Here is a 23,335-nt window from a genome sequence, read left to right on the forward strand (position 1 = left end):
TTCCCGCGGAATGACGCGAATTTTGTGAAGGACGTGGCGCCCCGAAAGTTCACTGCGCCGAAATCGCAGGACACATCGTCGTAACACAAGTGCTCAATCCTGTATCCCAGATGCAATCCCGATAGGAGGCGAACATGGGGAGACTGGTCGCACGACGACTCACCCAGGCCCTGGCCACGATCTTCGTGGTCGTGACGATCGCTTTCGCTCTCGGCCGCCTGAGCGGCAGCCCGGCCGCCCTCCTCCTCGGCGACAACGCATCGCGGGAGCAGATCGACGCGCTCAACGCGAGCCTGGGGTTCGATCAGCCGCTGTGGAAGCAGTACATCGACTACCTCGTCGGGATCGTCACCCGCGGTGATTTCGGAGACTCCTACCGCCAGCGCGGCGTCCCCTCGATGCAGCTCGTGCTCGAGCGAGTTCCCGCGTCCCTGCATCTCGGCGCCGTCGGCCTGGTCGCGGGCGTGCTGCTCGCCGGAGTGGCCGCGGTCGCCGTGCACCTCACGCGCAGCAGCGGCCTGCGCACGGCGCTGCTGACCGTGGGGTCGGCACGCCAAGCCGTCCCCGACTTCTTCTTCGGCCTCCTGCTCGTTCTGGTCTTCTCGGTCGCGCTGGGGCTGCTGCCGTCGCTGGGGAACCGCGATCCGCTCGCGATCGTCATGCCCGCGGCCACGATCGCCACGGCGCAGTTCGTCGTCTATCTGCGCCTGCTGGACAACTCCCTGGGCGAGCAGTCCCGCCTCGACTACTCCCGCACGGCCTACGCCCGCGGAGAGAGTCGCTTCAGCGTCGTGGTGTCCGAGCTGCTGCCCAATGCGCTCCTCCCCGTCCTGACGATCGCCGGCATCAGCCTCGGCTCCTTCCTCGGCGGCCTCGTGATCGTCGAGAACGTGTTCGCCTGGCCCGGACTCGGCCAGCTGATGCTGAGCGCGGTCTACGCCCGCGACTTCCCCGTCGTGCAGTCCGGACTCATCGTCGTCGCCGCCCTGTTCATCCTCTCCAACGCGCTCGTCGACGTCGTGAGCGCCCTCGTCGATCCGAGAGTGAGGCGCCTCGCATGACGAAGCACTCCGCCCCCTCCGCCGCGACCCTTCCGGCCGCGTCCGCCGTCACGACGCCGGTGGCTCCCGCCCCCGACACCGCGGCCAGGTTCGTGTGGCCGCGCCTGCGACCGACGGAATGGGCAGGCGTCGGCATCCTCGCCGTCGTCGCCGCGTTCATCCTGATCGTGCCGATCCTGCCGGGCAGCGACCCGTACGCCCAGGACCTCTCCGCCTCGTTCATCCGCCCGTTCACCGATGGATCCCACCTGCTGGGCACCGACATGCTGGGGCGCGACCTCGCGAGCCGACTGGCCGTCGGCGGTCAGGTCTCGTTGGGAATCGTGCTGTTCGTCGTCGCGATCAACGCGTTCGTCGGCATGGTGATGGGGATGATCGCCGGATACGCCGGCGGACGACTCGACAACCTGCTGATGGGGTGGGCGGACGTGCAGTTGGCGATGCCGATCATCCTCGTGCTCATCGCCCTCTCCGCCGCCCTCGGTCCGAACGTGTGGCTGATGATCCTCACGCTGGCAGCGACGTACTGGGTGGGGTACGCCCGCGTCGCTCGCAGCACCGCGATGTCCCTCAAGGGTCGCGACTTCGTCATCGCCCCCCGCATTCAGGGCGCGACCCCGCAGTGGATCGTGTCCACGCACATCGCGCCGCACGTCGGGGTGCAGGTCCTGATCCTCGCCTCGGCCGACATCGGCGGGGTGCTCCTGCTGACGTCGTCCTTCGACTACCTGGGGCTCGGCGTACAGGCGCCCACACCCTCCTGGGGGCTGCTGATCAGCGAGGGCCAGAAGTACGTCCGCGAGGCACCCCACCTGGCACTGATCCCCGGCGTCGCGATCTTCCTGGTGGTGATCGGCGTCAACCTGCTCAGCCAGCGCTTCACGGCCGAGCGCGAACTCTCCACGCTCCGCCGTCGAAAGAAGGTCCGCTCATGACCCGCGAGGTGCTGCTGAGGGTGGACGACCTGGTCGTCGGCACCCGTGACGGGGAGGGGCGGGAGGTACGTCTGGTCGACGGCGTCTCGTTCGAGATCGCGGAGGGTGAGGTCCTCTGCGTCGTCGGCGAGTCCGGCTCGGGCAAGAGCCTCACCATGGCCGCCGTCCTGGGACTTCTGCCGACCGGCGTCGAGGTGCTGTCCGGGCGCGTGGAGTATCGCGGAGAGGATCTGCTGGGCGCGAGTGAACGCCGCCTGCGCGAGCTGCGGGGCCGGCGCCTCGCGATGATCTTCCAGGATCCGATGACCGCGCTCAACCCGGTGAAGCGCGTGGGCGCTCAGATCGCCCGCGCCGTCCGCCTGCACGGCGATCGCATGACCCGCGCCGAGGGAGACCGACGCGCAGCGGAGCTGCTCGCGTCGGTCGGGGTCCCGGATGCCGCTGCCCGCGCCCGCGCCTACCCGCACCAGTGGTCGGGCGGCATGCGCCAGCGGGCGGTGATCGCCGCCGCCATCGCCCACGACCCCGACCTGCTGGTCGCGGACGAGCCCACGACGGCGCTCGATGTCACCATCCAGGCGCAGATCATGGAGCTGCTCGCCGAGGCCCGCCAGCGCACCGGCGCGGCGATGGCGCTCATCACGCACGACCTCGGGCTCGTGGCGCAGACCGCGGATCGCATCGTCATCATGTACTCGGGCCGCATCGTCGAGTCGGGCTCGGTGTGGGAGCTCTTCGACACGCCGCGCCACCCCTACACCGCGGGACTGCTCGCGAGCCTGCTCACGGCGGAGAGCGCGTCGGGGCGCGCGTACGCGATCCCGGGCTCACCCCCGCAGCCCGCCGCGCGCCCCGCAGGCTGCCCGTTCGCTCCCCGCTGCGAGCTCCCCACGAAGTCGGAGCGGTGCCGCACGGATGTGCCGGCCCTGCGCGCCATGGCCCCCGGCCACACGTCTGCGTGCCACCACGCCGACTCCGTCTCGAGCTTCGCGCAGGAGGTCACCCGATGAGCACTTCCGAGCCCGTTCTGGAGATCGAGGACCTGCACGTGCGCTTCACCCGGCGCTCCGGATGGCGCGGCCGCCACGTCGTCGACGCCGTCGACGGGGTCTCGCTCACGCTCCACCGCGGTGAGACGCTGGGCCTCGTCGGCGAGTCAGGATGCGGCAAGTCGACGCTCGTCCGCACGGTGTTCGGACTGAACACGCCGGCATCCGGCGACATCCGCATCCTCGGCACGCGGCTCGCCGACCTGTCGGCGCTCGGGCAGCGACGCCTGCGCAACCGCGTCCAGCTCGTGTTCCAGGATCCCTACTCCTCGCTCGACCCGCGCCTGAGCGTGCACGACATCGTCGCCGAGCCCCTCACGATCGTCGGCCGCTACTCGAAGGATCGCGTCGTCGAACTGCTCGAGAGCGTCGGGATCGGCGCGGAGACCCTCCGCCGCACACCGGCGCAGTTCTCCGGCGGGCAGCGCCAGCGCATCGGCATCGCCCGCGCCCTCGCACTCGACCCGGAGGTGCTCGTCCTCGATGAGCCGGTCTCCGCGCTCGATGTGTCGGTGCAGGCGCAGGTCATCAACCTCCTCCAGGACCTCCAGCGCGAGCGACAGCTGTCGTACCTCTTCATCGCGCACGATCTATCCGTCGTCCGCCATCTCTCCGACCGCGTCGCCGTGATGCGGCAGGGACGGATCGTCGAGATCGGCGAACGCGACCAGATCTTCGAGCGCCCGAGCCACGAGTACACCCGCACCCTCCTGGCCGCCATCCCGATCCCCGACCCGCATCTGCGAGCGGACGCACCACCCGCACCACGCCCTGCCCTCACCCGAACGAACAGAGGAACGTCATGACCCACCGTTCATCCCGCATCCGCCGCATGCTCGGCGCTGCGGCAGCACTCACCGGCGCCGCTCTCGTGCTCTCGGCCTGCGCCGGCGGCTCCGACGCCGGCTCCACGTCCGCGCCGCAGAACCTCACCATCGGGGTCGTGGCGGAACCCGAGAAGTCGCCCGACCCGATCATCGACGGGTCGCTCGCCGGCTACAACATCTACTACAACCTCTTCGATCAGCTCACGGTGCTCGACGCGGACGGCGCCATCCAGCCGTCGCTGGCCACGTCGTGGACCCCGAACGACGACTTCACGCAGTGGACGTTCACACTCCGCGACGACGTGAAGTTCCAGGACGGCGAGCCGCTGACAGCCGCGGACGTGGTGTTCACCTACGAGACCGTCCTCCACACGCCCGACTCCGACAACCTCGGATACATGGACATGTTGGAGTCCGTCTCCGCACCCGACGACCACACCGTCGTCTTCGACCTCGACTCCTCCTTCTCGCCGTGGCCGTCGATCACGACGGCGCAGTCGATCGTCCCCGAGAAGGTCTACACGGCCCTCGGGTCGGAGGGTTTCGCCGCCGCCCCTGTCGGCAGCGGCCCGTTCTCGTTCGTGAGCTGGAACCGGGGCGTCGACTACGTGCTCAAGCGCAACGACGACTACTGGGGCGGGGCGCCGAAGATCGACACCCTGACGTTCCAGACCGTCTCGGACGAGGAGGCGCGTCTGAACGGCGTCATCTCAGGCAGCCTGGACGTCGCGCTCATCTCGCCGAATCAGGTGACCTCCGCCGAGGGCAGCGGCGTCGACGTCCGGTCGCGCGCCGCCAACGGCACGACGTTCCTCGGAATCAACTCGACGGCGGGCCCCCTCGCCGACGAGCGCATCCGCCAAGCAGTGTGGCACGCCATCGACCGTGAGGCGCTGGTGAAGACCGTGTTGAGCGGACGCGCCGTCGCCAACGATCAGATCATCGCCGCGAACGTCGCGGGCTACGTGTCCGATGCGACCGGGCCGGGGTACGACCCCGCCGCCGCGAAGGCTCTGCTCACCGCCGCCGGCTACACCGGCGAAGCGATCCCGCTCGAGTACGCGACGAGCGGACGCATCCCGATGAGCGCCGAGGTCGCGCAGGCGATCGCGGGCTACCTCGAGGCGGTCGGCATCACGGTCACGCTGTCCGGCATGGACCAGTCGACCCTGTCCAGCCGCATCTACAGCACGGTCGACATGAAGGGGCTGTACCTGAACACGTGGGCGCCGTCGACGATGGATGGCGACATGCCGGCGACCAACCTGTTCGCCGGTGGCCAGAATGACTACGCGAAGAGCCCCGAGACGGCGGCGCTGGTGGCGAAGCAGCGCACCGTCGCGGGTGATGATCGCATCGCGGTGTTCCGTGCCCTCGCCGAGGCGAACTTCCAGGGCGCCTACATCGTGCCGCTGTTCACCCCGGAGGCGGACTACGCCGTGTCGCCGAAGGTCACGTGGACGCCCCGCGTCGACGGGCTGTTCGACCTCTCGGACGCCGCCTTCACCGGCTGACCTCGCCCCGAAGGGAGGAGCGGCGCGCCAGCCCGCTCCTCCCCTTCCCTGACCCGCTCGGCTCACCCCCTCGGCTCACCCCGGGGCTCACCCTCTCGAAAGGCTCCACTCGTGACCCTCACGCTCCTGCACGACGTCCGACCCTGGGGAGGCGACGCCGCCGACGTGCTCCTCGACCGGGACGGCATCCGCGAGGTCGCCGCGCCCGGCGCGATCACGGCCCCGGATGCCACCCCGGTCGACGGCGCCGGAGGCATCCTGGTCCCCTCCTTCAGCGACGTGCACGTCCACCTCGACTCGACGCGGATGGGTCTGCCGTTCCGCGCGAACACCGCGGGCGACACGCGCTGGTCGCACATCATGAACGACCGCGAGAACTGGCGGTCGGCGGAGCGCTCGGTCGCCGAACGCGCGACCTACACGCTCGGACGGATGATCTCGCAGGGTGCGACTCGGGTCCGCAGCCACGCGCAGGTGGATGCGGACTCGGGACTCGAGAAGTTCGAGGGCGTGGTCGCGGCGCGCGAGACGCACCGCGAGCGCGCCACGGTCGAGATCGTGGCGTTTCCGCAGGTGGGCATCCACCTGGAGGACGGAGTCCCCGACCTGCTGGACGTCGCCCTGCGCTCGGGGGCCGATCTGATCGGCGGCATCGATCCCTGCGAAATCGACCGTGACCCGGTGCGGCACCTCGACACGGTGTTCGAGCTCGCCGAACGCCACAGCGTCGGCGTCGACATCCACCTCCACGAGGGCGGGTCGCTGGGGCTCTTCTCCCTCGACCTGGTGCTCGAGCGCACGCGTGCACTCGGGATGAACGGGCGCGTCAGCGTGTCGCACGCCTTCTCGCTGGCAGACCGGTCTCCCGGGGTCGACCGCGCCCTCGATCAGATTGCCGAGCTCGACGTCGCGCTCACGACGATCGCCCCGAAGGGCTCGCTGTCGGTGCCGCTCGACCTGCCCATCGAGCGGCTGCTGGAGCTCGGCATCCGCATCGGCCTCGGCATGGACGGACAGCGCGACTACTGGTCGCCGTGGGGCGATGGCGACATGCTCGAGCGCACGTGGATGCTCGCCTACACACAGGGATTCTCCCGTGACCACCTCATCGAGGACTGCCTGGCCGTCGGCACGTGGGGCGGCGCATCGGTGATCGATCCCACCCTGGCACGCCTGAGTCCCGGCGCGCGCCCGGGGCTCGCGGTCGGTGATCCTGCGGAGCTGGTCATCCTCCGAGGAGACACCCCGACGGCCGCCGTCATGGATCGCGATGCGGACCGCACCGTGATCCACCGGGGTCGCGTCGTCGCCAGGAACGACGAGCTGCGATGAGCACGCGGATCCTCGCGGTGAACTGCAACACCGACGCCGCCATGACCGCCGCCATCGCGGCGATCGGTCAGTCCGCCGCCTCTGAGGGGACGACCGTCGTCGGTGTCACCCCCGCGTGGGGCCCCGCCTCAGCGGAGGGATACGTCGAGAGTCTCGTGACGGCGGCGGCCGTGATGGATGCCGTCGCCAGCCGCACCGACGCCTTCGACGCCGTCGTGATGGCCGGCTTCGGCGAGCACGGCCGGGAGGGCATGCGACAGCTCATCGCCCAGCCGGTCGTCGACATCACGGAGGCCGCGGCGTTCGCGGCGTGCCTGCTCGGCCACCGCTTCGGCGTCGTCACCACCGTGCGATCGGCCATTGCGGGAATCCACGACAGCCTGATGACCATGGGGGTGGGCGACCGGTGCGTCTCCGTGCGCGCGGCGGACGTGCACGTCTCCGCCATCGACGCCGACGTCGCGCGCACGGCCGACGCCCTCGAGGCGACCGGACGCGCCGTCATCGGCGACGGTGCGGACGTGCTCGTGCTCGGCTGCGCCGGGTTCGCCGGGCTGGACACCGAGTTGGGGCGGCGCCTCGGTGTCCCGGTCGTCGACGGCGTCGCCGCCGCCGTCCGCTTCGCGGAGGACCTCATCGCGCTCGGCAAACGCACCAGCACGATCGGACCCTACGCGCCCCGCTCGTCGAGCAAGCAGTGGGTCGGCCCCCCGCTCGGCTCACTGCGCCTGATCACCTGACGTCCCGCTCATACCCGAAGGCCGCCAGAGTAGGATTCGGGCATGACGCTCCTCGACGGCATCACCACCCGGACCATCGCCACCGACCGTCTGACCGTGAACATCCTCGAGCGCGCGGGCGACGACCCCGCGGCATCCGGAGAGGACACGCTCGTCCTCATCCACGGCAACGTCTCCTCGAGCCTGTTCTGGCAGGAGCTGATGCAGGACCTCCCGAGCGATCTGCGGGTCATCGCGATCGACCTGCGCGGATTCGGCGGCACCGAGAGCCTGCCCGTCGACGCGACACGGGGCGTCCGGGATTTCAGTGACGACGTGCACGCGACCCTCGCGGCACTCGACATCGACGCCGCACACCTCGTCGGCTGGTCGATGGGCGGCGGCGTCGTCATGCAGTACGCGATCGACCACCCGGACCAGACCCTCTCCCTCACCCTGCAGGCGCCGGTCTCCCCCTACGGCTTCGGCGGCACGCGTCGCGACGGCTCGCGACTCACCGACGACGACGCGGGCTGCGGTGCGGGCGGGGCCAATCCCGACTTCGTCCAACGCCTCACCGACCGTGACACCGCGGCGGACGCCCCCACCTCGCCGCGGAACGTCTTCCGGTCGGGCTACGTCGCCCCCGACTACACGAGCGAGCACGAGGACATCTGGGTCGAGTCGATGAACACGACCTCCACCGCGACCGGGAACTACCCGGGCGACGGTGTCGACAGCACGAACTGGCCGGGCTTCGCCGCCGGCACGATCGGTGTGCTCAACACGATGGCACCGCGCTACTTCGACACGTCGGGCATCGTCGACATCGACCGCAAGCCGCCGGTGCTGTGGGTGCACGGCACCGCGGATGCCATCGTGTCGGATGCCTCGTTCTTCGACCTCAACAATCTCGGCGCGATCGGTGTCATCCCGGGCTGGCCCGGGGAGGAGGTCGCCCCCGCCCAGCCGATGGTGTCGCAGACCCGCGACGTCCTCGAGGCCTACCGCACCGCCGGCGGCGACGTCGCCGAGGTCGTTCTGGAAGGTGTCGGCCACTCGCCGCATCTCGAGCGCCCGGCGGAGTTCCGCCGCGCCCTGCTCGAGCGCATCGGCTACATCGGCCGCCCGGCCGACCCCGCGCCGCCGACCGAGGCGATCATCCTCAGCTCCTGGGACTGAACTCCGGTCCCGGCAGCGGCGACACCACCCCTCCGGGCGCCGTGCGTCGCCGAATCGGAGGAGTCCTGGCAAGTCGCGCGCGGGTGACGGTCAGCGCCGCGCGTCGAAGAAGGCCCGCAGCAAGGCCTGCGCCTCGGCTTCGCGCACTCCCCCGACGACCTCCGCCCGCACCGGCAGCCGCCGGTCCCGCAGCACGTCGTAGACGGACCCCGCAGCTCCGGCCTTCTCGTCCCACGCTCCGAACACGACCCGGCCGACGCGCGCCTGGAGGATGGCGCCCGCACACATCAGGCACGGTTCGAGGGTGACCGTCAGCGTCATCCGCTCGAGATTCCACGATCCGAGCGCCGCCGCCGCCTCCCGCAGGGCGACGATCTCCGCGTGCGCGGTGGGGTCGTGGCTCTCCTCGCGGAGGTTCCGGCCTTCACCGAGGGTCGCGCCGGCGGCATCCGTGACGACGGCCCCGACCGGGATCTCCCCCGCGTCGGATGCCTCGCCCGCGAGCACCAGCGCGCGGCGCATCGCCGCGTCGTCGGCGGGGGCGGTCGGCAGGCTCACTGCTCCAGCGTAGGGGCGGCGCGCGGATCGCCCGGGTGGCGGGAGCGGATGGCGGCGCTCTCGGTCCTCGCACGCGGCGAACCTGCCTAGACTCTGCCTCCAGGAGGAGCCGTGGATGACCTGCGCAGGAGCTCGTGACGCCGCTCGAGCGACGCCGCTTCGACCACCGGATCATCGTCGTCACGATGGACCCGCGATGGACGACGACGAGCGCCGCCGCCACGCTGCCGGTGCGGGCGGGCGAGGACTACCGCGGGTACATCCGCCTCGTCGCCGGCGACGCCGTCCGCTACGCCTTCGTCGGCGGACGGGGCCACTGGCTCGACGGCGGCCAGCCCGTCTCGGCGGGGCTGCTGTTCGAAGTGTCATCCCGGCTCCGCATCGATCCGCGGTCATACCCCTCCGACGGCCCGCGGTTTCGCGAGATCGGCGAGGTCGCCGTCGCCGGTGACATCGCCCTCTTCGATCGACTCTGCGCCGGCTATGCCCGGTGACAGCGACCCTCGCCTCGACACCGTCGGGCATGCACCGCACAGGATCTCGTCTGCGCCCACGCCGGCGGGGACCGACGGCCCGGACGCCGTAGGCTGAGTGCCATGCGCGTGCACGTTGCCGATCACCCCCTCATCACCCACAAGCTGACGGTGCTGCGCGACCAGCGCACGCCCTCGCCGGTGTTCCGCCAGCTCACCGAGGAGCTCGTCACGCTCCTCGCGTACGAGGCGACGCGCAACGTCCGGGTCGAGGAGATCGAGATCCAGACGCCGGTGACCACGACCACGGGCGTGAAGATCGGCGAGCCTCGGCCGCTCGTCGTGCCGATCCTGCGCGCCGGTCTCGGCATGCTCGACGGCATGGTGAAGCTGCTGCCGACGGCGGAAGTCGGCTTCCTCGGCATGGCTCGCGACGAGGAGACCTTCGAACCCGTCACCTACGCGGAGCGCCTGCCCGCCGACCTGAGCGACCGGCAGTGCTTCGTGCTCGACCCGATGCTCGCCACCGGCGGCTCGCTCGGAGCCGCCATCGACTTCCTCTTCGCGCGCGGAGCGCAGGACGTCACCGCGATCTGCATCCTCGGCGCCCCCGAGGGCGTCGCGAAGATCCGGGAGCAGGTCGGCGACCGCGACGTGACCCTCGTTCTCGGCTCGCTCGATGAGCGGCTCAACGAGAAGGGCTACATCGTGCCCGGCCTCGGCGACGCGGGCGATCGCCTCTACGGCACGGTCTGACCCTTCGGCAAGCTCAGGGACCGGCCGACGGTCAGGATGCCGTGCGCCCCGTCTCCCGCTCCCAGAACTCCAGCTGCTGCGTCAGGGCCTTCGCGAGCTCGAACACCTGCTGCGGAGGGATGCGCACCCGCTGCACGACCCGCCCGGGCACGACCGTGATCGCGTTGCCCTCGGCATCCGTCGCCGCCTGCGGCGGCCGCGCGAGTGACACGAAGTCCATCACGAACACGTCCGGCGTGTGCCAGACGTTCGCGAAGTCGGCGTAGCTGCCGGGCACCACCTCGGGCGGCACCTCGATCTCGAACTGGCGCGGGGCCTCATCGGTCATGCCGCGAGTCTACGGTCAGCCCGCGCCGACGAGGCGGGCGAAGGCACTCAGCCGGGTGACCCCGTCCGGGGTGCGCGGCAGGTCATCGAGCAGCCCCGTGCTGTACACGACGTACGCGGTGTGCTCCGCGCGGGAGACGGCGACATTCAGCCGATTCTGCAGCAGCAGGAACTCCAATCCGCGGGGCGCATCTCGCCCGGAGGATGCCGCCAGCGTGACGATCGCGACGGCCGCCTCCTGCCCCTGGAACTTGTCGACGGTGCCCACCGACACGCGGTCGAAGCCCGCGCCGGTGAGCGCCTCCTCGACGATCACCTGCTGCGCGTTGTAGGGCGTCACGACGATGAGATCGTCCTGCGCGAGCGGGCGCGCCGCGGCGCCCTCGGCCGGTGTCCAGTCGCGACCGATGAGGCTCCGAACGAGCGCCACGACGGTCTCCGCCTCCTCGGGCGACGCCGTCGCGTTGCCCGCGTGCCCGAGGGCGACGGGGAGCACGCCCGGCGCGATCCCGGCGAGATGCCGTCCGGAGGTGGAGGGGTGCGCCGCGAGTCGCCCCTCGTAGGAGAGCTCGGAGACGGGACCGGCGACCTCGGGACGCATGCGCCGCGTCCGAGCGAGGAAGTAGCCTCGGTCCGGTGCGATGACGGCGGCACCGTCCATCACCCAGCCGAGCGCCGATGTGTCCACGGGCTCGGGGTGGGTCCCCTGACTCACCTGCGGTAGCTGCTGGGGGTCGCCGAGGAGCATCAGGCGGTCGGCGGCGAGCGAGACGGCGATGGTGGATGCCAGGGAGAACTGACCCGCCTCGTCGACGACGAGCAGGTCGAGGCTCCCGCGCGGGACCCGGCCGGGGTGGCTGAGATCCCACGCCGTCCCCCCGATGACGAACCCCTCGGGGTGCTCGGCCGCGAACGCGCCGTAGCCGTCCTTCGCGATCGTCGTGAAGGTCCGCTCGTCGGTCCCGCCGGGCTTCACCGCCTTCGCCACCCGGGATGCCGGGAGCCCGGCGGCGACGACCCGCTCGAGCATGTGCTCGACGACAGCGTGGGATTGCGCCACGACTCCGACGCGGAAGCCCTTCTCGGCCACCAACCGAGCGATCACGTGCGAGCCGACGTAGGTCTTGCCCGTTCCCGGGGGGCCCTGCACCGCGAGGTAGCTGTGATCGAGGTCGAGCACCGACGCCACGATGTCGGCGACGTCGTCGCCCGAACCGCGCGCGAGCGCGCCGGACCGGGTGCGCGGGGCGCGGCGCAGGAGCAGGTCGCTCGCGGCGTCCTGCGGGAACGCGTCGGCGACCGAGGGCGCCGCGGCGAGGACCGCGTCCGCCCAGGCGTCGATCGCCGCCTGCTGACTCCCCGCCTGCGGCGGCGCCGGCGGGGTGGCCGCGATCGGAAGCTCTCCCCAGGTGGACCCGTCGATCGCGTTCTCCTCGACGATCACCCCGTCGTCGAGCGCCTCGACGATCCGCACGGTCCGGGCCGCGTGGATCCAGCGCGGACTCGTGTCGATCGGGAACGGCGCCGGAAGCTCGTAGAGGAGGAACACCGGGGTGCCGACGGACAGCTTCGTCCCCGGGGCGAGATCGCCGCGGAGCTCGACGACGCGGCGCTGCACCCGCGCACCCTCCGGCACGTGCCAGTCGGTGAGCACCCGCGAACGGTCGTGATCGAACACAACCACGTCGCGGGTGTCCTCCCAGATCGACACCGGCTCACGCAGCCGCAGGAAGTGCGTCGCCCAGAAGGTCTTCGCCTCGCGCGGGTAGTAGTCGATCGCCGCTGCGGCGAGGCCGAGCGCCCCGACGAGCCGCTCGTCCGCCTCGGGCTGCGCCGCGGCGTCAGCGGCGAGGCGGTTCAGGGCCTCAGCCCGAGCGGACGGTTCGTAGGGTCGCTCGCTCTGGTCGATGTCGGCGGACGGTACGAGGTCCGCCTCACGGGCGCGCGCGACGAGCCAGTCGCGCAGGCGGCGCGTGGACACGCAGTCGTAGCGGTTGTAGTCCGCGAGGTCGTCCCACACAGCCTGCGCGGCGGCATCCTCACCGGCGTCGACGCGCGCGCGCCCCTCGACGTACTTCACGATCGAGTCGTCCCCGCGCTGCACGTCGCTCGTACGCACGTCGTCGCCCATGTAGAGGGGCTCGAGCTTCTTGATGGAGTACGACCGGGAGCCGACGCGCAGCGCCCGTCGGACGATCGGATAGAGGTCGACGAACACCCCCTCGCGCAGGAGCGTGTCGACGTCGGCCTCGCGGACCCCGTAACGGGCGGCCATCGCGAGGAGGTGCGTCGTCTCATACGGCGCGTAGTGATAGATGTGCATGCCCGGGTGCGCGCGCCGGCGGAGCGCCACGAAGTCCAGGAACGTCTCGAGCGCCGCCCGCTCCTCCGCGTGCGAATGGGCCCACAGCGCCGTGTACTGCTCGCGGTCATCGACCCATCCGAACAGGTAGTCGATGCCCCACAGCGGCGTCATGCCCGGCCCGGGGGTCTCGGTGTACAGCGGATCGCCTTCGAAGTCGAAGAAGATGTCGCCGTGGTCCGGGCGCGGCAGAGTACCGATCGCGGTGGGGAGGACGACCTCGTAGGTCGGGATCGCATGGGGATCTCCGACTGCGCCCACGCCGCCCGCGGGGCTGTCGAGCTGCAGCCGCGCCTGGGTCCGCAGACCCGCGAAGGTGTCCCCCGACATCCGCTCAGGGGCGGCGGGAGCGGTCGCGAGGTCGTCGATCGTGCGGATGCCCGCGGCGCGCAGCCGATCGCGCTGCACCGGTCGCATACCGGCGACCAGGAGCAGGTCACGGTGGGCGACGACCTCCGCATCGCACGTCGCGCACCGCCCGCAGGCCACGACGCGCAGGGCGCCGCGGTCGTCGCCCCACGCGATCGGCGCCCCCGCGGCGCCGGCGGCGAGGTCGCGGTCGGCGATGAGGGCGCGCAGGCGGTCGCGGCGCAGGCGGAAGACCGGCATCAGGTCGCGGACGGCGTGGGTGGACGTGGTCCCGTCCCCGAGGAGGAGCTCGACCCGGTCGCTGTGCGCGACCCCCAGGCGATCGAGCTGATCGACGTATGCCGCAAGCTGCATGAGTGCGGTGACGCGGGCGTGACGGGCGAGCTTCGTGTCCTGAACGACCCACGCGCCGGCGTCGTCACGCACCAGGAAGTCCGCGAATCCGACGAACTCCTCGGTCGCGAACACCGCCTGGTAGATCACCTCGACGTCGGGATCGGCCAGCGCCGCCCCCGTCGCGGCGACCGCGGCGACGATGCCCTCGGCATCCGTCGAGCGTGTCTCAGGGAGTTCCACCACGCGCCCGGGGAACCGGGCGCGGTACGTGTCGAGCTGGCGCAGCTCGTGCTGCGTTCCGAGGCGCCCTGCGCGGGCCAGTGTGAGATCCTCCGGCTCCTCGACAGCGGCGATCCGCCCGATCTTCGCGTCGATGGCCCGGAGCCACGCGAACTCGCACTCGGCCGCCGCCTTCAGATCGGTCGCGCTCCAGACGATGCGGGCATCGTCGCCGTCGTCCTCGATGTATCGCATGTCACCCTTCCGCGATCGACACTAGCCATCACGTCCGACACCCGCGGCCGAAGTGCCAGACTGGGGGCGTGAGCGAGCAGCTACCGTTCGAGAGCGTCTACCGCCACGGCTTCGCGCGCGTCGCCGCCTGCACGATCCCGGTCGCCATCGCCGACCCGGCGCGCAACGCCGCGGCCGTGGCGGCCTCCGCCCGCGAGGCGCACGACGCGGGCGTGGCGGTGGCCGTCTTCCCCGAGCTGTGCCTCACGGGGTATGCGATCGACGACCTCGTCATGCAGGACGTCGTCCTCGACGCCGCGCGCGCCGCGATCGCGGAGGTCGCGCGCACGACGGCGGATCTGCGTCCGCTCCTCGTCGTCGGCGCCCCCCTCCTGCTCGGCGGTCGTCTGTACAACTGCGCCGTCGTGATCCACCGCGGGGCCGTCCTGGGGATCGCCCCAAAGACGTATCTGCCGACGTATCGCGAGTTCTACGAGGCGCGATGGTACGCGAGCGGCGCCGATGCCCCGCGCAGCGCCATGATCGGGGATGCCGAGGTTCCCGTCGGGCCCGATCTGCTCTTCACGGCAACCGACCTCCCCGGCCTCGTCGTCCACGCGGAGGTGTGCGAGGACATGTGGGTGCCGGTCCCTCCTTCCTCGCACGCCGCCCTCGCCGGGGCGACCGTCCTCCTGAACCTCTCCGGGAGTCCCATCACCGTCGCGCGCGCAGAGGATCGCCATCTCCTCGCGAAGTCGCAGTCCTTCCGCTGCAACGCCGCCTATGTCTATGCCGCGGCGGGCCAGGGCGAATCGACGAACGACGTGTCGTGGGACGGGCAGACGATGATCTACGAGTCCGGCGCCCTCCTCGCCTCCACCGAGCGCTTCCCCGACGGTCCGCGCACGGCGGTCGCGGACATCGACCTCGACCGACTGCGGCAGGATCGCCTCCGCCAGGGCACCTTCGACGACAACCGCGTGCAGGACGCGCCGGCCGTCCGGACCATCCCGTTCACCGTCGATGCGCCCTCCGACACCACGAGCCTGCGACGTCCGCTCGACCGCTTCCCGTTCGTCCCCGACGACGCCGCGCGGCTCGACCAGGACTGCTACGAAGCCTTCAACATCCAGGTGTCCGGGCTCGAGCAGCGGATGCGCGCGATCGGCGCTCCGAAGCCGGTCATCGGCGTCTCCGGCGGGCTCGACTCGACCCACGCGCTCCTCGTCGTCGCCCGCGCGATGGACCGCATGGGACGCCCGCGCAGCGACATCCTCGCGTACACGATGCCGGGATTCGCGACGAGCGATCACACCAAGTCGAACGCCATCGCCCTCGCCGAGGCGATCGGTGCCACGACCTCCACGATCGACATCCGCCCCATGGCGACCGAACTGCTCAAGGGCATCGACCACCCCTTCGCAAGCGGCGAGCCCGTCTACGACGTGACGTTCGAGAACGTCCAGGCGGGCGCGCGCACGGACTTCCTGTTCCGCCTGGCGAACCAGAACGGCGGGTTCGTCGTCGGGACCTCCGACCTCTCCGAACTCGCGCTCGGCTGGGCGACCTACGGCGTCGGCGACCAGATGAGTCACTACGCGGTCAACGCGGGTGTGCCGAAGACGCTCATCCAGCACCTCATCCGCTGGGTCATCGCCCACTCCGACGACCCTTCGACAGGCTCAGGGACCGTGGCCGCGGCGGGCTCAGGGACCGTGGCCCCGACGGGCTCAGGAACCGGGGCCGCGGCATCCGGGGCCGGGACGCTGACGCAGGATGCCAAGGAGGTCCTGCAGTCGGTCCTCGACACCGAGATCAGCCCGGAGCTCGTCCCCGCCGGACAAGACGGCAGGGTGCAGTCCACCGAGGACACGATCGGCCCCTACGCGCTCCACGACTTCGCGCTGTTCCACGTGCTCCGCTACGGGCTGCGGCCGTCGAAGATCGCCTTCCTCGCCGAGCAGACCTGGGCGGACGCCCTCGCGGGTGCGTGGCCGCCCGGGTTCCCCGCTGAGGACCGCTACTCCTACGACCGCGAGACGATCGTGCGCTGGCTGCGGGTCTTCCTGAAGCGGTACTTCGGGTTCGCTCAGTTCAAGCGGACCGCGATCCCGAACGGCCCGAAGGTCCTGCCCGCAGGCTCGCTCTCGCCGAGGGGCGACTGGCGCGCGCCGTCCGACGGCAACGCCGAGGCGTGGCTCGCCGAACTCGACGCGGCCGTCGGAGACGCCGCGCGCTGATCCCCTGCGTCACGCGCGTGCCGCCACCGCGCCGCGCGGGACACCGCGGCGGAAGTTCGCGGGTCAGACGGCCTGCGGAAGGATGCCGACGGCGATCGTGATGATCCAGCTATCGCGGGAGGCGTCCACGAGCTGGTAGCGCATGTTGCGGTCGCGGAACCAGCCGTGCTCGCGCGAGGAGTCCAGCCGCACGCGCTCGGGCGCCATGCGCACGCCGCGTCCATCGGCTTCGATCACGGCCTGCACGTTCGTCCAGTGGTGGAGGAGATCATCGAGATCGTTCTCATCGAGCAGGTGCGAGTGCTTGCGCATGAGGCGGAGATCGGCGGGCTCGGGGTGCGAGTCGCGGATATCGATGCCGAGCGGGAGGCCAGGGTCGCAGATGGCGACGACGGTCGCGGCGCGGAAGCTCGCCGTCACGATCGCGATGGGGAGCTCCTGGCCGTCGCGGGAGGCGATGAGGCGCGTGTGGTAGCCGAAGCCGCGCGGCGCCTCGCGCTCGATGCGCACGTCGGTCGGCTCGCAGCCGAGCTTCGCCGCGATCAGCTCCTTGGCGATGATCCGACGCCGGTCGTGCACACTCGTCCCGGGATCCCAGCCCAGGCGTGCACTGACCCCGGCCGGGGCGGTGAGAGGAACCGTCTGCAAAGCCATGTCGCTCCGATCGTCGAGTCGGCGGGAAACGCTGCCCGATGACCCATCTTTGCGCACGCAGCCGCCGCGCGGTGCCTCTGGGGAGGGGAAAAACAACCCATGCGAGACTGGCAGGGTGAAACTCCTCGTCGCCGCCCTGGACTCGGAACTCGTCGCCTTCGACGTCGATCCCGAAGGCTTCGAACGCCTCGTGACCGGGATCGGCAAGCTGAACGCGACCTACGCCCTGACGCGGCGCCTGGATGCCGGGGGGATCGACGAGATCGTCGTCGTGGGCACGGCGGGCTCACTGGACCCGGAGATCCGCGGGGTCCACGAGATCTCGGCGGCGATCCAGCACGACGTCATCGACCTCGACGGGGTCGCGGGCCAGCACATCTCGCTCCCCGCCCGCGTGGAGACCGGCGGAGGAACGGCGGCCATCGCGACCGGTGATCACTTCGTCGACGGGGCGGAGGCGGTAGCCGTCATCCGCGCGCTCGGCGCGACCCTGGTGGATATGGAGACCTACGCCTACATCTGGGTGGCGCAGCGTTTCGGCATCCCGATCACGGTCCTCAAGGCCGTCTCCGACAACGCGCAGGACGATGCGATGACCGACTGGGATGCGGCGGTCGCGGGATGCAGCGTCGTGCTGCGCGACGAGGTCCGCTCCCGCTGGGGCGTCTGAGCGCAACACGCAGGTGCCGGAGACACAGGCGCAGCGTCGGTCCGACGATCCATCGGGGGAGGCGGGCCGGCGGCTCGCGCGCGACGCGGGCGCGGCAGGCCGGGCGAGGTGCGTAACGTGAGGGCATGAACTGGTCGCTGCGCGCCCCGCGGCGCTCGCCCCTGCTGCAGGTCGCGAAGTCCGCCGCAGCGACCTTGTGCGCCTGGCTGGTGGCGGGCTGGCTGATCCCCGGGCCGCCGCCCGTGTTCGCCGCGATCGCGGCCCTCCTGACGGTGCAGCCGAGCATCAACCAGTCGTTCGGCCGCGGCATCGAACGCACGGTGGGTGTCGTCGCGGGCGTCGTCGTGGCGTCGGCGATCGGCCTCCTCCTCGGCGGCGGGTTCTGGGCGATCGCGCTCGCGATCGCCTGCGCGCTGCTGCTGTCATGGGCCCTGCGCGCCACGCCCGGGACGGCGAACCAGGTGGCGATCAGCGCGATGCTCGTCCTCGCCCTCGGGACGGCGACGCCCGGCTACGCCGCCGACCGGATCCTGGAGACGCTGCTGGGGGCGGCGATCGGCCTGCTCGTCAACATCGCGTTCGTCCCGCCGCTGGCCCTCGGGCCCGCGCGTGCCCGCGTCGCGGCGCTGACCGCGGATGCCGCGGACGCACTGGATCGGCTGGGGGATGCCCTTGTACGCCCTCAGGACGGCGACGCGCTCCCCCTGCTGCTCGCGCAGGCGCGCGCTGTCCGCGGTTCCGTGTCCTCCGCCGAGCAGGTCATCGCCGACGCCCGCGATTCGCTCGCATTGAACCCGCGGGCGCGCCGAGCGCGGGCGGACGTCGACGCGTTCGAAGAACATGTCGCGCGCCTGTCGGCGATCGTGACGCAGGTGGCCGGGATGACGCGGGCCTTCGTGGACGACTACGACGCGACCATCTCAGCGGATGCCGAGGTCGTCGCGATCGCGGAGCAGCTCCACCGCGCGGCACACGACCTGCGCCTGAGCGATGCCGGGATCGGCGACGGCGTTCACGTGGACGGCGCGGCGGATGATGCCGGGGCCGGACGGGCGCCCGAGCCCCCGGCGCTCACCCGACCGCTCGAAGTCCATGCGGCGCCGCCGCGCCATTGGGTGCTGATCGGCTCGCTCATGGTCGACCTGCGCCGCATCCACGACGCCCTCGCCCCACAGGACTGACGGCCCTCGGCGCCCGTGTCCGTCCACAGGGGCAGCCCCGGCCGCACGCCCGCCTCAGGCCAGGGCCGACGTCTCCTGCCGGATGACGCTCGGGCCCTGCGCGGTCGCCTCGACGACCACCTGGGCGGGCAGCTGCTCCTTCATCGCCTCGACGTGGCTGATCACGCCGACCGTCCGCCCGCCCACGCGCAGCTCATCGAGGGTGCGCATCGCGAGATCGAGGGTCTCCGGGTCGAGCGACCCGAAGCCCTCGTCGACGAACAGCGTGTCGAGGCGGATGCCGCCCGCCCGCGCCGTGACGACTTCGCCGAGTCCGAGGGCGAGCGCGAGGGAGGCGAGGAAGGTCTCGCCGCCGGAGAGCGACTGGGGCGAGCGGGATCGGCCGGTGTGCGCGTCGAGCACCTCGATGCCGAGGCCGGAGGCTCGCCCGCGTGCGGCGCGCGCGTCGGTGTGGTGCAGCGTGTACCGACCCGCGGACATCTCGCCCAGCCGTACGTTCGCCGCGGCGACGATCTCTTCGAGCTCCGCGGCCAGCACGAAGGTCTCCAGGTCCATCTTCATGGTGTTGGGCGCACGTCCGGCGACGGTGTCGGCGAGGCGGGTGACGGCGCGCGTCGCGGCGGCCGTCTCGGCGACACCGGCGTAGGCCGCGTCGCTCTGCTCGGACAGATCGCGCAGCCGGCGCGCCGCGTTCTGCGCGTCGCGCTCCGCCCCGATCGCGGCGGCACGCAGCTCGTCGGCGGAATCCACGCGCGCCTGCGCGGCGCGCAGCTCATCAGCGGTGACGTCCGCGCCGACGGCGGCGAGCTCCAGCTCGAGGAGGCGCTCCCGCGTCGCCGCCAGGTCGGCGGCGTAGGTCGCGATCTCGTCCTCGAGCGCGGCGAGCTCCGGGGCCGATCGCACCGCGGCACGGGCCTCATCCATGCCCCCGAACGGGCTCGCTCCGAGCCTCGCGTCGAGGTCGGCGGATGCCGCGGTCGCTGCCCGACCTCGCTCGTCCACAGCCGCGCGGGCTGCGATGACGGCGCGGCCCGCGCTGCGCAGCGCCTCTCCGGCGGCGATGCGGTCGGCGACGGAGGCATGATCGCCGCGTGCGTCGGCGACGGAGGCTTCCGCGCGTGCGACCTCCGCTCCGAGTGCGGCCTGACCCTCACGCTCGGTGAGGCGGCGCGCCAGCGCCGCGGTGTGCGCGGCCTGCGCGTCCGCAGCGGCCTCGTCGAGGTCGTCCGCTTCACGGGCGAGCCGGTCGGCGAGCCGCGCGGCCTCCTCCGCCGCGGCGAGGGCCGTGCGCGCGGCGTCGAGCAGCGGTTCGAGCTCCTCGACGTCCGCCCCCGCGGCATCCGCGCGCGCGGCCGCCAGCAGATCCCGCGACCGACGCGCGGTCGCCGCCGCCTCGCCGGCGACCGCGTCGGCGGCGTCCCGGGCCTGCTCGGCGTGGGCGAGATCGTCCTCGGTGACCGCGTCCGGCCCGGGCGCGGCGGGGTGCGGATGAGCCGGCGAACCGCAGACCGCGCACGGCTCGCCGTCCCGGAGGGCGGCGGCGAGCTCACCGGCGAAACCGGCGAGGCGGCGCTGCAGCAGGTCCGTGACCGCGGCGCCGGCAGCTGCGGCGGCGGCGCTGGCCGCCAGATACGTCCGCTCCGCGTCGGCGGCAGCGGGGGCGAGTCGCGCGGCGAGTCGCGCCGCATCTCGCTGAGCCTCGAGTCGCGCGGCATCCGCGCGGAGTCCCTCGAGCCGCGCCGCGACGGCGCGCACGTCGGTGAGCCGCGCACCCAGATCGGCGCGGCGGAGCGGGATGTCGGCCACGCGCTCGGCGAGCGCCCCGATGAGGTCCTCCGTCGCGGAGGCCGCGGCCGCGCCCTCAGCGAACCGTGCACGGAGCCCCCCGAGCGCGCGCTCGTGGGCAGCGGCATCCGTCCACCGACCGAGGTCGGTCGTGATCTCGTCGACGCGGGTCGCGAGGTCATCGCCCGGGCCGCCCCCTGCCTCCGTCCACGCGGTGAGGGCACGGGCGTTCTCCGCGTCGGCTGAGGCGAGATCCGCGCTCGTGCGGTCGACGGCATCGAGGGAGGCTCGGAGACCCTCGGCGGCGCGCGCCCCGTCGAGGACGCGGCGCTGGTCGGCGATGTGCGGGGCGCGCGCCTCGAGCTGGGCGAGCCGTTCCCGTGCGGCCGTTCGCTCGCGCAGAAGCCGCGCCCGCTCGGCGAGGGCGGCGTGGTCGGCGACGGCGCGGCGGCTCTCCTCCTCGGCGCGTTCTCGCGCGGTCGCGGCCTGCTCGACGCGGTACTCGGCCCGCCCGACCGCCGCCAGGATCGCGTCACGCCGCGCGGCGAGGTCGCCGGCCGCGTTCTCGGACCCGGACGCGCCCTCTCCGGGGGCCTCATCGGCGACGAGGGACTCGGCGAGCTCGAGAAGCGTGCGCGCGTGTTCGGCGGCGGTGTCGAGGCGCTTCTGCGCGTCGCGGCGGCGCTGGTCGAGGTCGTCGCGGTACTGCTCGAAGCGGCGGGTGCCGAAGAGGGTGCGCAGGAGCGTCTGCCGCTCCTCGCCCGGGGCGAGGAGGAACCGGGAGAACTTGTTCTGCGCGAGCAGGATGACCTGCTGGAACTGCTGCGCGCCGAGCCCGAGCGCCTCACCGAGGGCCAGGCCGACGTCACGGGGGCCCGCCGCACGCCCCACCCACGCACCACCCGTGAACTCCTCGAGCTCGGCTCGTGCGGGCTCGGTGGTCAGCCCGCCGCCGCGCTTCGCGGGACGGTCGTATTCGGGAGCCCGGGTGACGCGCCAGCGCGTATCGCCCACGGTGAACGTGAGGCGTACCTCGCTCGGATCTCCGGGCACGCTGTGATCGCTGCGAAGGCGTCGCTCGCCGCCCTCGTAGCGCGGCACCGTGCCGTACAGCGCGAAGCTCACCCCGTCGAGGATGCTCGACTTGCCGGCGCCCGTCCGCCCGGAGATGAGGAAGACCCCGTCGCGGTCGAAGGCGTCGAAGTCCACGCGCTGCGTCTGGCGGAACGGGCCGAAGCCGGTGAGTTCGAGCAGGTGCAGCTTCATGCGGACACCCGCACCGGCCGCTCCGCGCGCGCCGCGTCGTCGCGCTCCGCGCGCACGCGCTCCTCCAGGACGGCGTGGACGAGCTCCGCCTCGGGCTCAGTGGCGCCCTCCCCCGCGCGCACGTGGACGAGGAACGCCTCGACGAGGTCCGCATCGCTGCGCGCCGCGCGCACTCGCTGCACGTACGTGCGCGCGTCGTCCGACGCGCTCCGGGGCGGCGTGTGCACGACGCTCGCGCAGTGCGGGAAGCGCTCCTGCAGCCGGCGCAGCGCATCGGGCTCGGGCAGCGCATCGGTGTACTCGACCGAGACCCACGCATCCTCGGCGCCCCGATGGTCGGGACTGTGCAGGATGTCATCGAAGGCGCCGCGGAGGCTCTGCAGCGCTCGCGGGACGGGCAGGGGAAGCCACGCGGCCCCGGCGAAGCCCTCGGCGTCCAGGTCGACCAGCCAGGATCCACGGGGTTTCGCTCCCTCGCCGAAGCTGTAGTGCAGGGGCGCGCCGGCGTAGCGGACCTGCTCGGAGAGCTGCTGGCGTCCGTGGATGTGGCCGAGGGCGACGTAGTCCATGCCGTCGAACGTCGACAGGGGCACGACGTCCAGACCGCCCTGCTGGATGTCGCGCTCGAGGTGCGGTGTCGGCTCGACGCCGGCAGCGAAGCAGTGCGCGATCGCGATCCCGCGCGACGCGCCGTCCTGCGCGCGCCGTGTCGCGGCGTCGGCGCGGACGAGATCCATCGCGTGGGCGAGCGCCCCCGCCTGCGAGCGCACTCCCGGCCACTCGTGGCGCAGGAGCGCGGGCTCGAGGTACGGGATGCCGTACACCTGCACCGGACCATGGGCATCGTGCAGAGTGATGGGTGTGCCCACGGCGGCAGGATCGGTGAGGACGTGGATGCCGCTGCGCAGAAGGCGCGCCTGGAACCCGAGACGGGCCGCCGAATCGTGGTTCCCGCTCGTCACGACGACCTGCGCGCCGGTGTCGGCGAGGGCCGCGAGCGTGTCGGAGAGCAGTCCGTAGCAGGCGGCGGCGGGCGTCGCCGAGTCGAAGACGTCACCCGCGACGATCACGAGGTCGACCCCTTCCTCGCGCACCTGGGCGACGAGGACGTCGAGCACACCCCGGAGCGCGTCGAGCGTGGAGTGGCCGTGGAAGGTCCGCCCGATGTGCCAGTCGGAGGTGTGCAGGATCTTCATGCTTCCACGCTATGCGGAGCCGCGGACATCGCCCGGGCGGCCCGCCGCCGCACGCCGTCCTGACCCGTCTCGGGATGCGCTGCGCCGCGG

The 23,335-nt window shown here is 72.0% G+C and carries 19 protein-coding genes; 13 read left to right on the forward strand and 6 right to left on the reverse strand.

Features of this window, described 5'->3' with window-relative positions; all coding sequences use genetic code 11:
- The first annotated feature begins 134 nt into the window (after positions 1-134).
- The 8 genes from J0P97_RS00600 to J0P97_RS00635 all read left to right on the forward strand — a co-directional run bounded on the left by J0P97_RS00600 (position 135) and on the right by J0P97_RS00635 (position 8,619).
- On the forward strand, positions 135-1,061 hold the full coding sequence (locus J0P97_RS00600) for an ABC transporter permease (RefSeq protein WP_215485834.1): 927 nt from the start codon (positions 135-137) through the stop codon (positions 1,059-1,061).
- Entirely contained in the window at positions 1,058-1,996 is a 939-nt protein-coding gene (locus J0P97_RS00605) for an ABC transporter permease (RefSeq protein ID WP_215485835.1), read from the forward strand. The genes J0P97_RS00600 and J0P97_RS00605 overlap by 4 nt, the downstream gene beginning before the upstream one ends.
- Positions 1,993-3,006 carry an ABC transporter ATP-binding protein gene (locus J0P97_RS00610; protein ID WP_215485836.1) on the forward strand — a complete coding sequence of 338 codons (1,014 nt, stop codon included), beginning with the start codon at positions 1,993-1,995 and terminating at the stop codon, positions 3,004-3,006. Before J0P97_RS00605 ends, J0P97_RS00610 begins: the two co-directional genes overlap by 4 nt.
- Positions 3,003-3,851, forward strand: a complete 849-nt coding sequence (locus J0P97_RS00615) for an ATP-binding cassette domain-containing protein (RefSeq protein WP_215485837.1) — start codon at positions 3,003-3,005, stop codon at positions 3,849-3,851. The genes J0P97_RS00610 and J0P97_RS00615 overlap by 4 nt, the downstream gene beginning before the upstream one ends.
- Positions 3,848-5,386, forward strand: a complete 1,539-nt coding sequence (locus J0P97_RS00620; protein ID WP_215485838.1) for an ABC transporter substrate-binding protein — start codon at positions 3,848-3,850, stop codon at positions 5,384-5,386. Before J0P97_RS00615 ends, J0P97_RS00620 begins: the two co-directional genes overlap by 4 nt.
- A gap of 111 nt (positions 5,387-5,497) precedes the next feature.
- Positions 5,498-6,718: an amidohydrolase family protein gene (locus tag J0P97_RS00625; RefSeq protein ID WP_215485839.1), complete on the forward strand. Its 1,221-nt coding sequence runs from the start codon at positions 5,498-5,500 to the stop codon at positions 6,716-6,718.
- Positions 6,715-7,458 (forward strand): aspartate/glutamate racemase family protein, encoded by a 744-nt coding sequence (locus tag J0P97_RS00630; RefSeq protein WP_215485840.1) that lies wholly within the window; start codon positions 6,715-6,717, stop codon positions 7,456-7,458. The genes J0P97_RS00625 and J0P97_RS00630 overlap by 4 nt, the downstream gene beginning before the upstream one ends.
- 42 nt (positions 7,459-7,500) lie before the next feature.
- Complete coding sequence (locus J0P97_RS00635; RefSeq protein ID WP_215485841.1) at positions 7,501-8,619, forward strand: alpha/beta hydrolase; 1,119 nt, start codon at positions 7,501-7,503, stop codon at positions 8,617-8,619.
- A gap of 90 nt (positions 8,620-8,709) precedes the next feature.
- On the opposite strand, the gene J0P97_RS00640 is transcribed toward J0P97_RS00635, so the two are convergent.
- On the reverse strand, positions 8,710-9,141 hold the full coding sequence (locus J0P97_RS00640; RefSeq protein ID WP_215486094.1) for a nucleoside deaminase: 432 nt from the start codon (positions 9,139-9,141) through the stop codon (positions 8,710-8,712).
- Positions 9,142-9,311: 170 nt separating this feature from the next.
- Here J0P97_RS00640 and J0P97_RS00645 point away from each other — a divergent pair, with 170 nt between their 5' ends.
- Positions 9,312-9,671: a hypothetical protein gene (locus J0P97_RS00645; protein ID WP_215485842.1), complete on the forward strand. Its 360-nt coding sequence runs from the start codon at positions 9,312-9,314 to the stop codon at positions 9,669-9,671.
- A 102-nt stretch (positions 9,672-9,773) separates the two neighbouring features.
- Positions 9,774-10,406 (forward strand): uracil phosphoribosyltransferase, encoded by a 633-nt coding sequence (gene upp, locus J0P97_RS00650; protein ID WP_215485843.1) that lies wholly within the window; start codon positions 9,774-9,776, stop codon positions 10,404-10,406.
- Between the two features lie 31 nt (positions 10,407-10,437).
- Here upp and J0P97_RS00655 read toward each other — a convergent pair whose 3' ends face one another.
- Positions 10,438-10,734: a DUF3467 domain-containing protein gene (locus J0P97_RS00655; protein WP_215485844.1), complete on the reverse strand. Its 297-nt coding sequence runs from the start codon at positions 10,732-10,734 to the stop codon at positions 10,438-10,440.
- Positions 10,735-10,749: 15 nt separating this feature from the next.
- Positions 10,750-14,274, reverse strand: a complete 3,525-nt coding sequence (locus J0P97_RS00660) for a TM0106 family RecB-like putative nuclease (RefSeq protein WP_215485845.1) — start codon at positions 14,272-14,274, stop codon at positions 10,750-10,752.
- Between the two features lie 68 nt (positions 14,275-14,342).
- Between J0P97_RS00660 and J0P97_RS00665 the strand changes: the two genes are divergently transcribed.
- Complete coding sequence (locus tag J0P97_RS00665; protein WP_215485846.1) at positions 14,343-16,493, forward strand: NAD(+) synthase; 2,151 nt, start codon at positions 14,343-14,345, stop codon at positions 16,491-16,493.
- Positions 16,494-16,556: 63 nt separating this feature from the next.
- Here J0P97_RS00665 and J0P97_RS00670 read toward each other — a convergent pair whose 3' ends face one another.
- Positions 16,557-17,147, reverse strand: coding sequence for a hypothetical protein (locus J0P97_RS00670; protein ID WP_215485847.1), 591 nt, complete (start codon positions 17,145-17,147; stop codon positions 16,557-16,559).
- 115 nt (positions 17,148-17,262) lie between these two features.
- Between J0P97_RS00670 and J0P97_RS00675 the strand changes: the two genes are divergently transcribed.
- Complete coding sequence (locus J0P97_RS00675) at positions 17,263-17,817, forward strand: nucleosidase (RefSeq protein WP_215485848.1); 555 nt, start codon at positions 17,263-17,265, stop codon at positions 17,815-17,817.
- Positions 17,818-17,942: 125 nt separating this feature from the next.
- The gene (locus J0P97_RS00680) at positions 17,943-18,998 is read left to right on the forward strand and encodes an FUSC family protein (protein ID WP_215485849.1); all 1,056 of its coding nucleotides are present in this window, start codon (positions 17,943-17,945) and stop codon (positions 18,996-18,998) included.
- A 54-nt stretch (positions 18,999-19,052) separates the two neighbouring features.
- Here the strand turns inward: J0P97_RS00680 and J0P97_RS00685 are convergent, their stop codons facing one another.
- Both J0P97_RS00685 and J0P97_RS00690 read right to left on the reverse strand, forming a co-directional pair.
- Entirely contained in the window at positions 19,053-22,049 is a 2,997-nt protein-coding gene (locus tag J0P97_RS00685; protein ID WP_215485850.1) for an AAA family ATPase, read from the reverse strand.
- The gene (locus tag J0P97_RS00690; RefSeq protein ID WP_215485851.1) at positions 22,046-23,245 is read right to left on the reverse strand and encodes an exonuclease SbcCD subunit D; all 1,200 of its coding nucleotides are present in this window, start codon (positions 23,243-23,245) and stop codon (positions 22,046-22,048) included. Before J0P97_RS00690 ends, J0P97_RS00685 begins: the two co-directional genes overlap by 4 nt.
- Between the last annotated feature and the right edge of the window lie 90 nt (positions 23,246-23,335).

This window comes from Microbacterium flavum, from assembly GCF_018717645.1.
GTDB lineage: Bacteria > Actinomycetota > Actinomycetes > Actinomycetales > Microbacteriaceae > Microbacterium > Microbacterium flavum.

Bases quoted from the DNA above. Each gene is read 5' to 3' on its own strand.
- J0P97_RS00615 (WP_215485837.1), top strand. From the start codon at position 3,003: ATGAGCACTTCCGAGCCCGTTCTGGAGATCGAGGACCTGCACGTGCGC.
- J0P97_RS00620 (WP_215485838.1), top strand. From the start codon at position 3,848: ATGACCCACCGTTCATCCCGCATCCGCCGCATGCTCGGCGCTGCGGCA.
- J0P97_RS00670 (WP_215485847.1), bottom strand. From the start codon at position 17,147: ATGGCTTTGCAGACGGTTCCTCTCACCGCCCCGGCCGGGGTCAGTGCA.
- J0P97_RS00655 (WP_215485844.1), bottom strand. From the start codon at position 10,734: ATGACCGATGAGGCCCCGCGCCAGTTCGAGATCGAGGTGCCGCCCGAG.
- J0P97_RS00610 (WP_215485836.1), top strand. From the start codon at position 1,993: ATGACCCGCGAGGTGCTGCTGAGGGTGGACGACCTGGTCGTCGGCACC.
- J0P97_RS00635 (WP_215485841.1), top strand. From the start codon at position 7,501: ATGACGCTCCTCGACGGCATCACCACCCGGACCATCGCCACCGACCGT.
- J0P97_RS00605 (WP_215485835.1), top strand. From the start codon at position 1,058: ATGACGAAGCACTCCGCCCCCTCCGCCGCGACCCTTCCGGCCGCGTCC.
- J0P97_RS00690 (WP_215485851.1), bottom strand. From the start codon at position 23,245: ATGAAGATCCTGCACACCTCCGACTGGCACATCGGGCGGACCTTCCAC.
- upp (WP_215485843.1), top strand. From the start codon at position 9,774: ATGCGCGTGCACGTTGCCGATCACCCCCTCATCACCCACAAGCTGACG.
- J0P97_RS00660 (WP_215485845.1), bottom strand. From the start codon at position 14,274: ATGCGATACATCGAGGACGACGGCGACGATGCCCGCATCGTCTGGAGC.
- J0P97_RS00680 (WP_215485849.1), top strand. From the start codon at position 17,943: ATGAACTGGTCGCTGCGCGCCCCGCGGCGCTCGCCCCTGCTGCAGGTC.
- J0P97_RS00685 (WP_215485850.1), bottom strand. From the start codon at position 22,049: ATGAAGCTGCACCTGCTCGAACTCACCGGCTTCGGCCCGTTCCGCCAG.
- J0P97_RS00600 (WP_215485834.1), top strand. From the start codon at position 135: ATGGGGAGACTGGTCGCACGACGACTCACCCAGGCCCTGGCCACGATC.
- J0P97_RS00640 (WP_215486094.1), bottom strand. From the start codon at position 9,141: ATGCGCCGCGCGCTGGTGCTCGCGGGCGAGGCATCCGACGCGGGGGAG.
- J0P97_RS00630 (WP_215485840.1), top strand. From the start codon at position 6,715: ATGAGCACGCGGATCCTCGCGGTGAACTGCAACACCGACGCCGCCATG.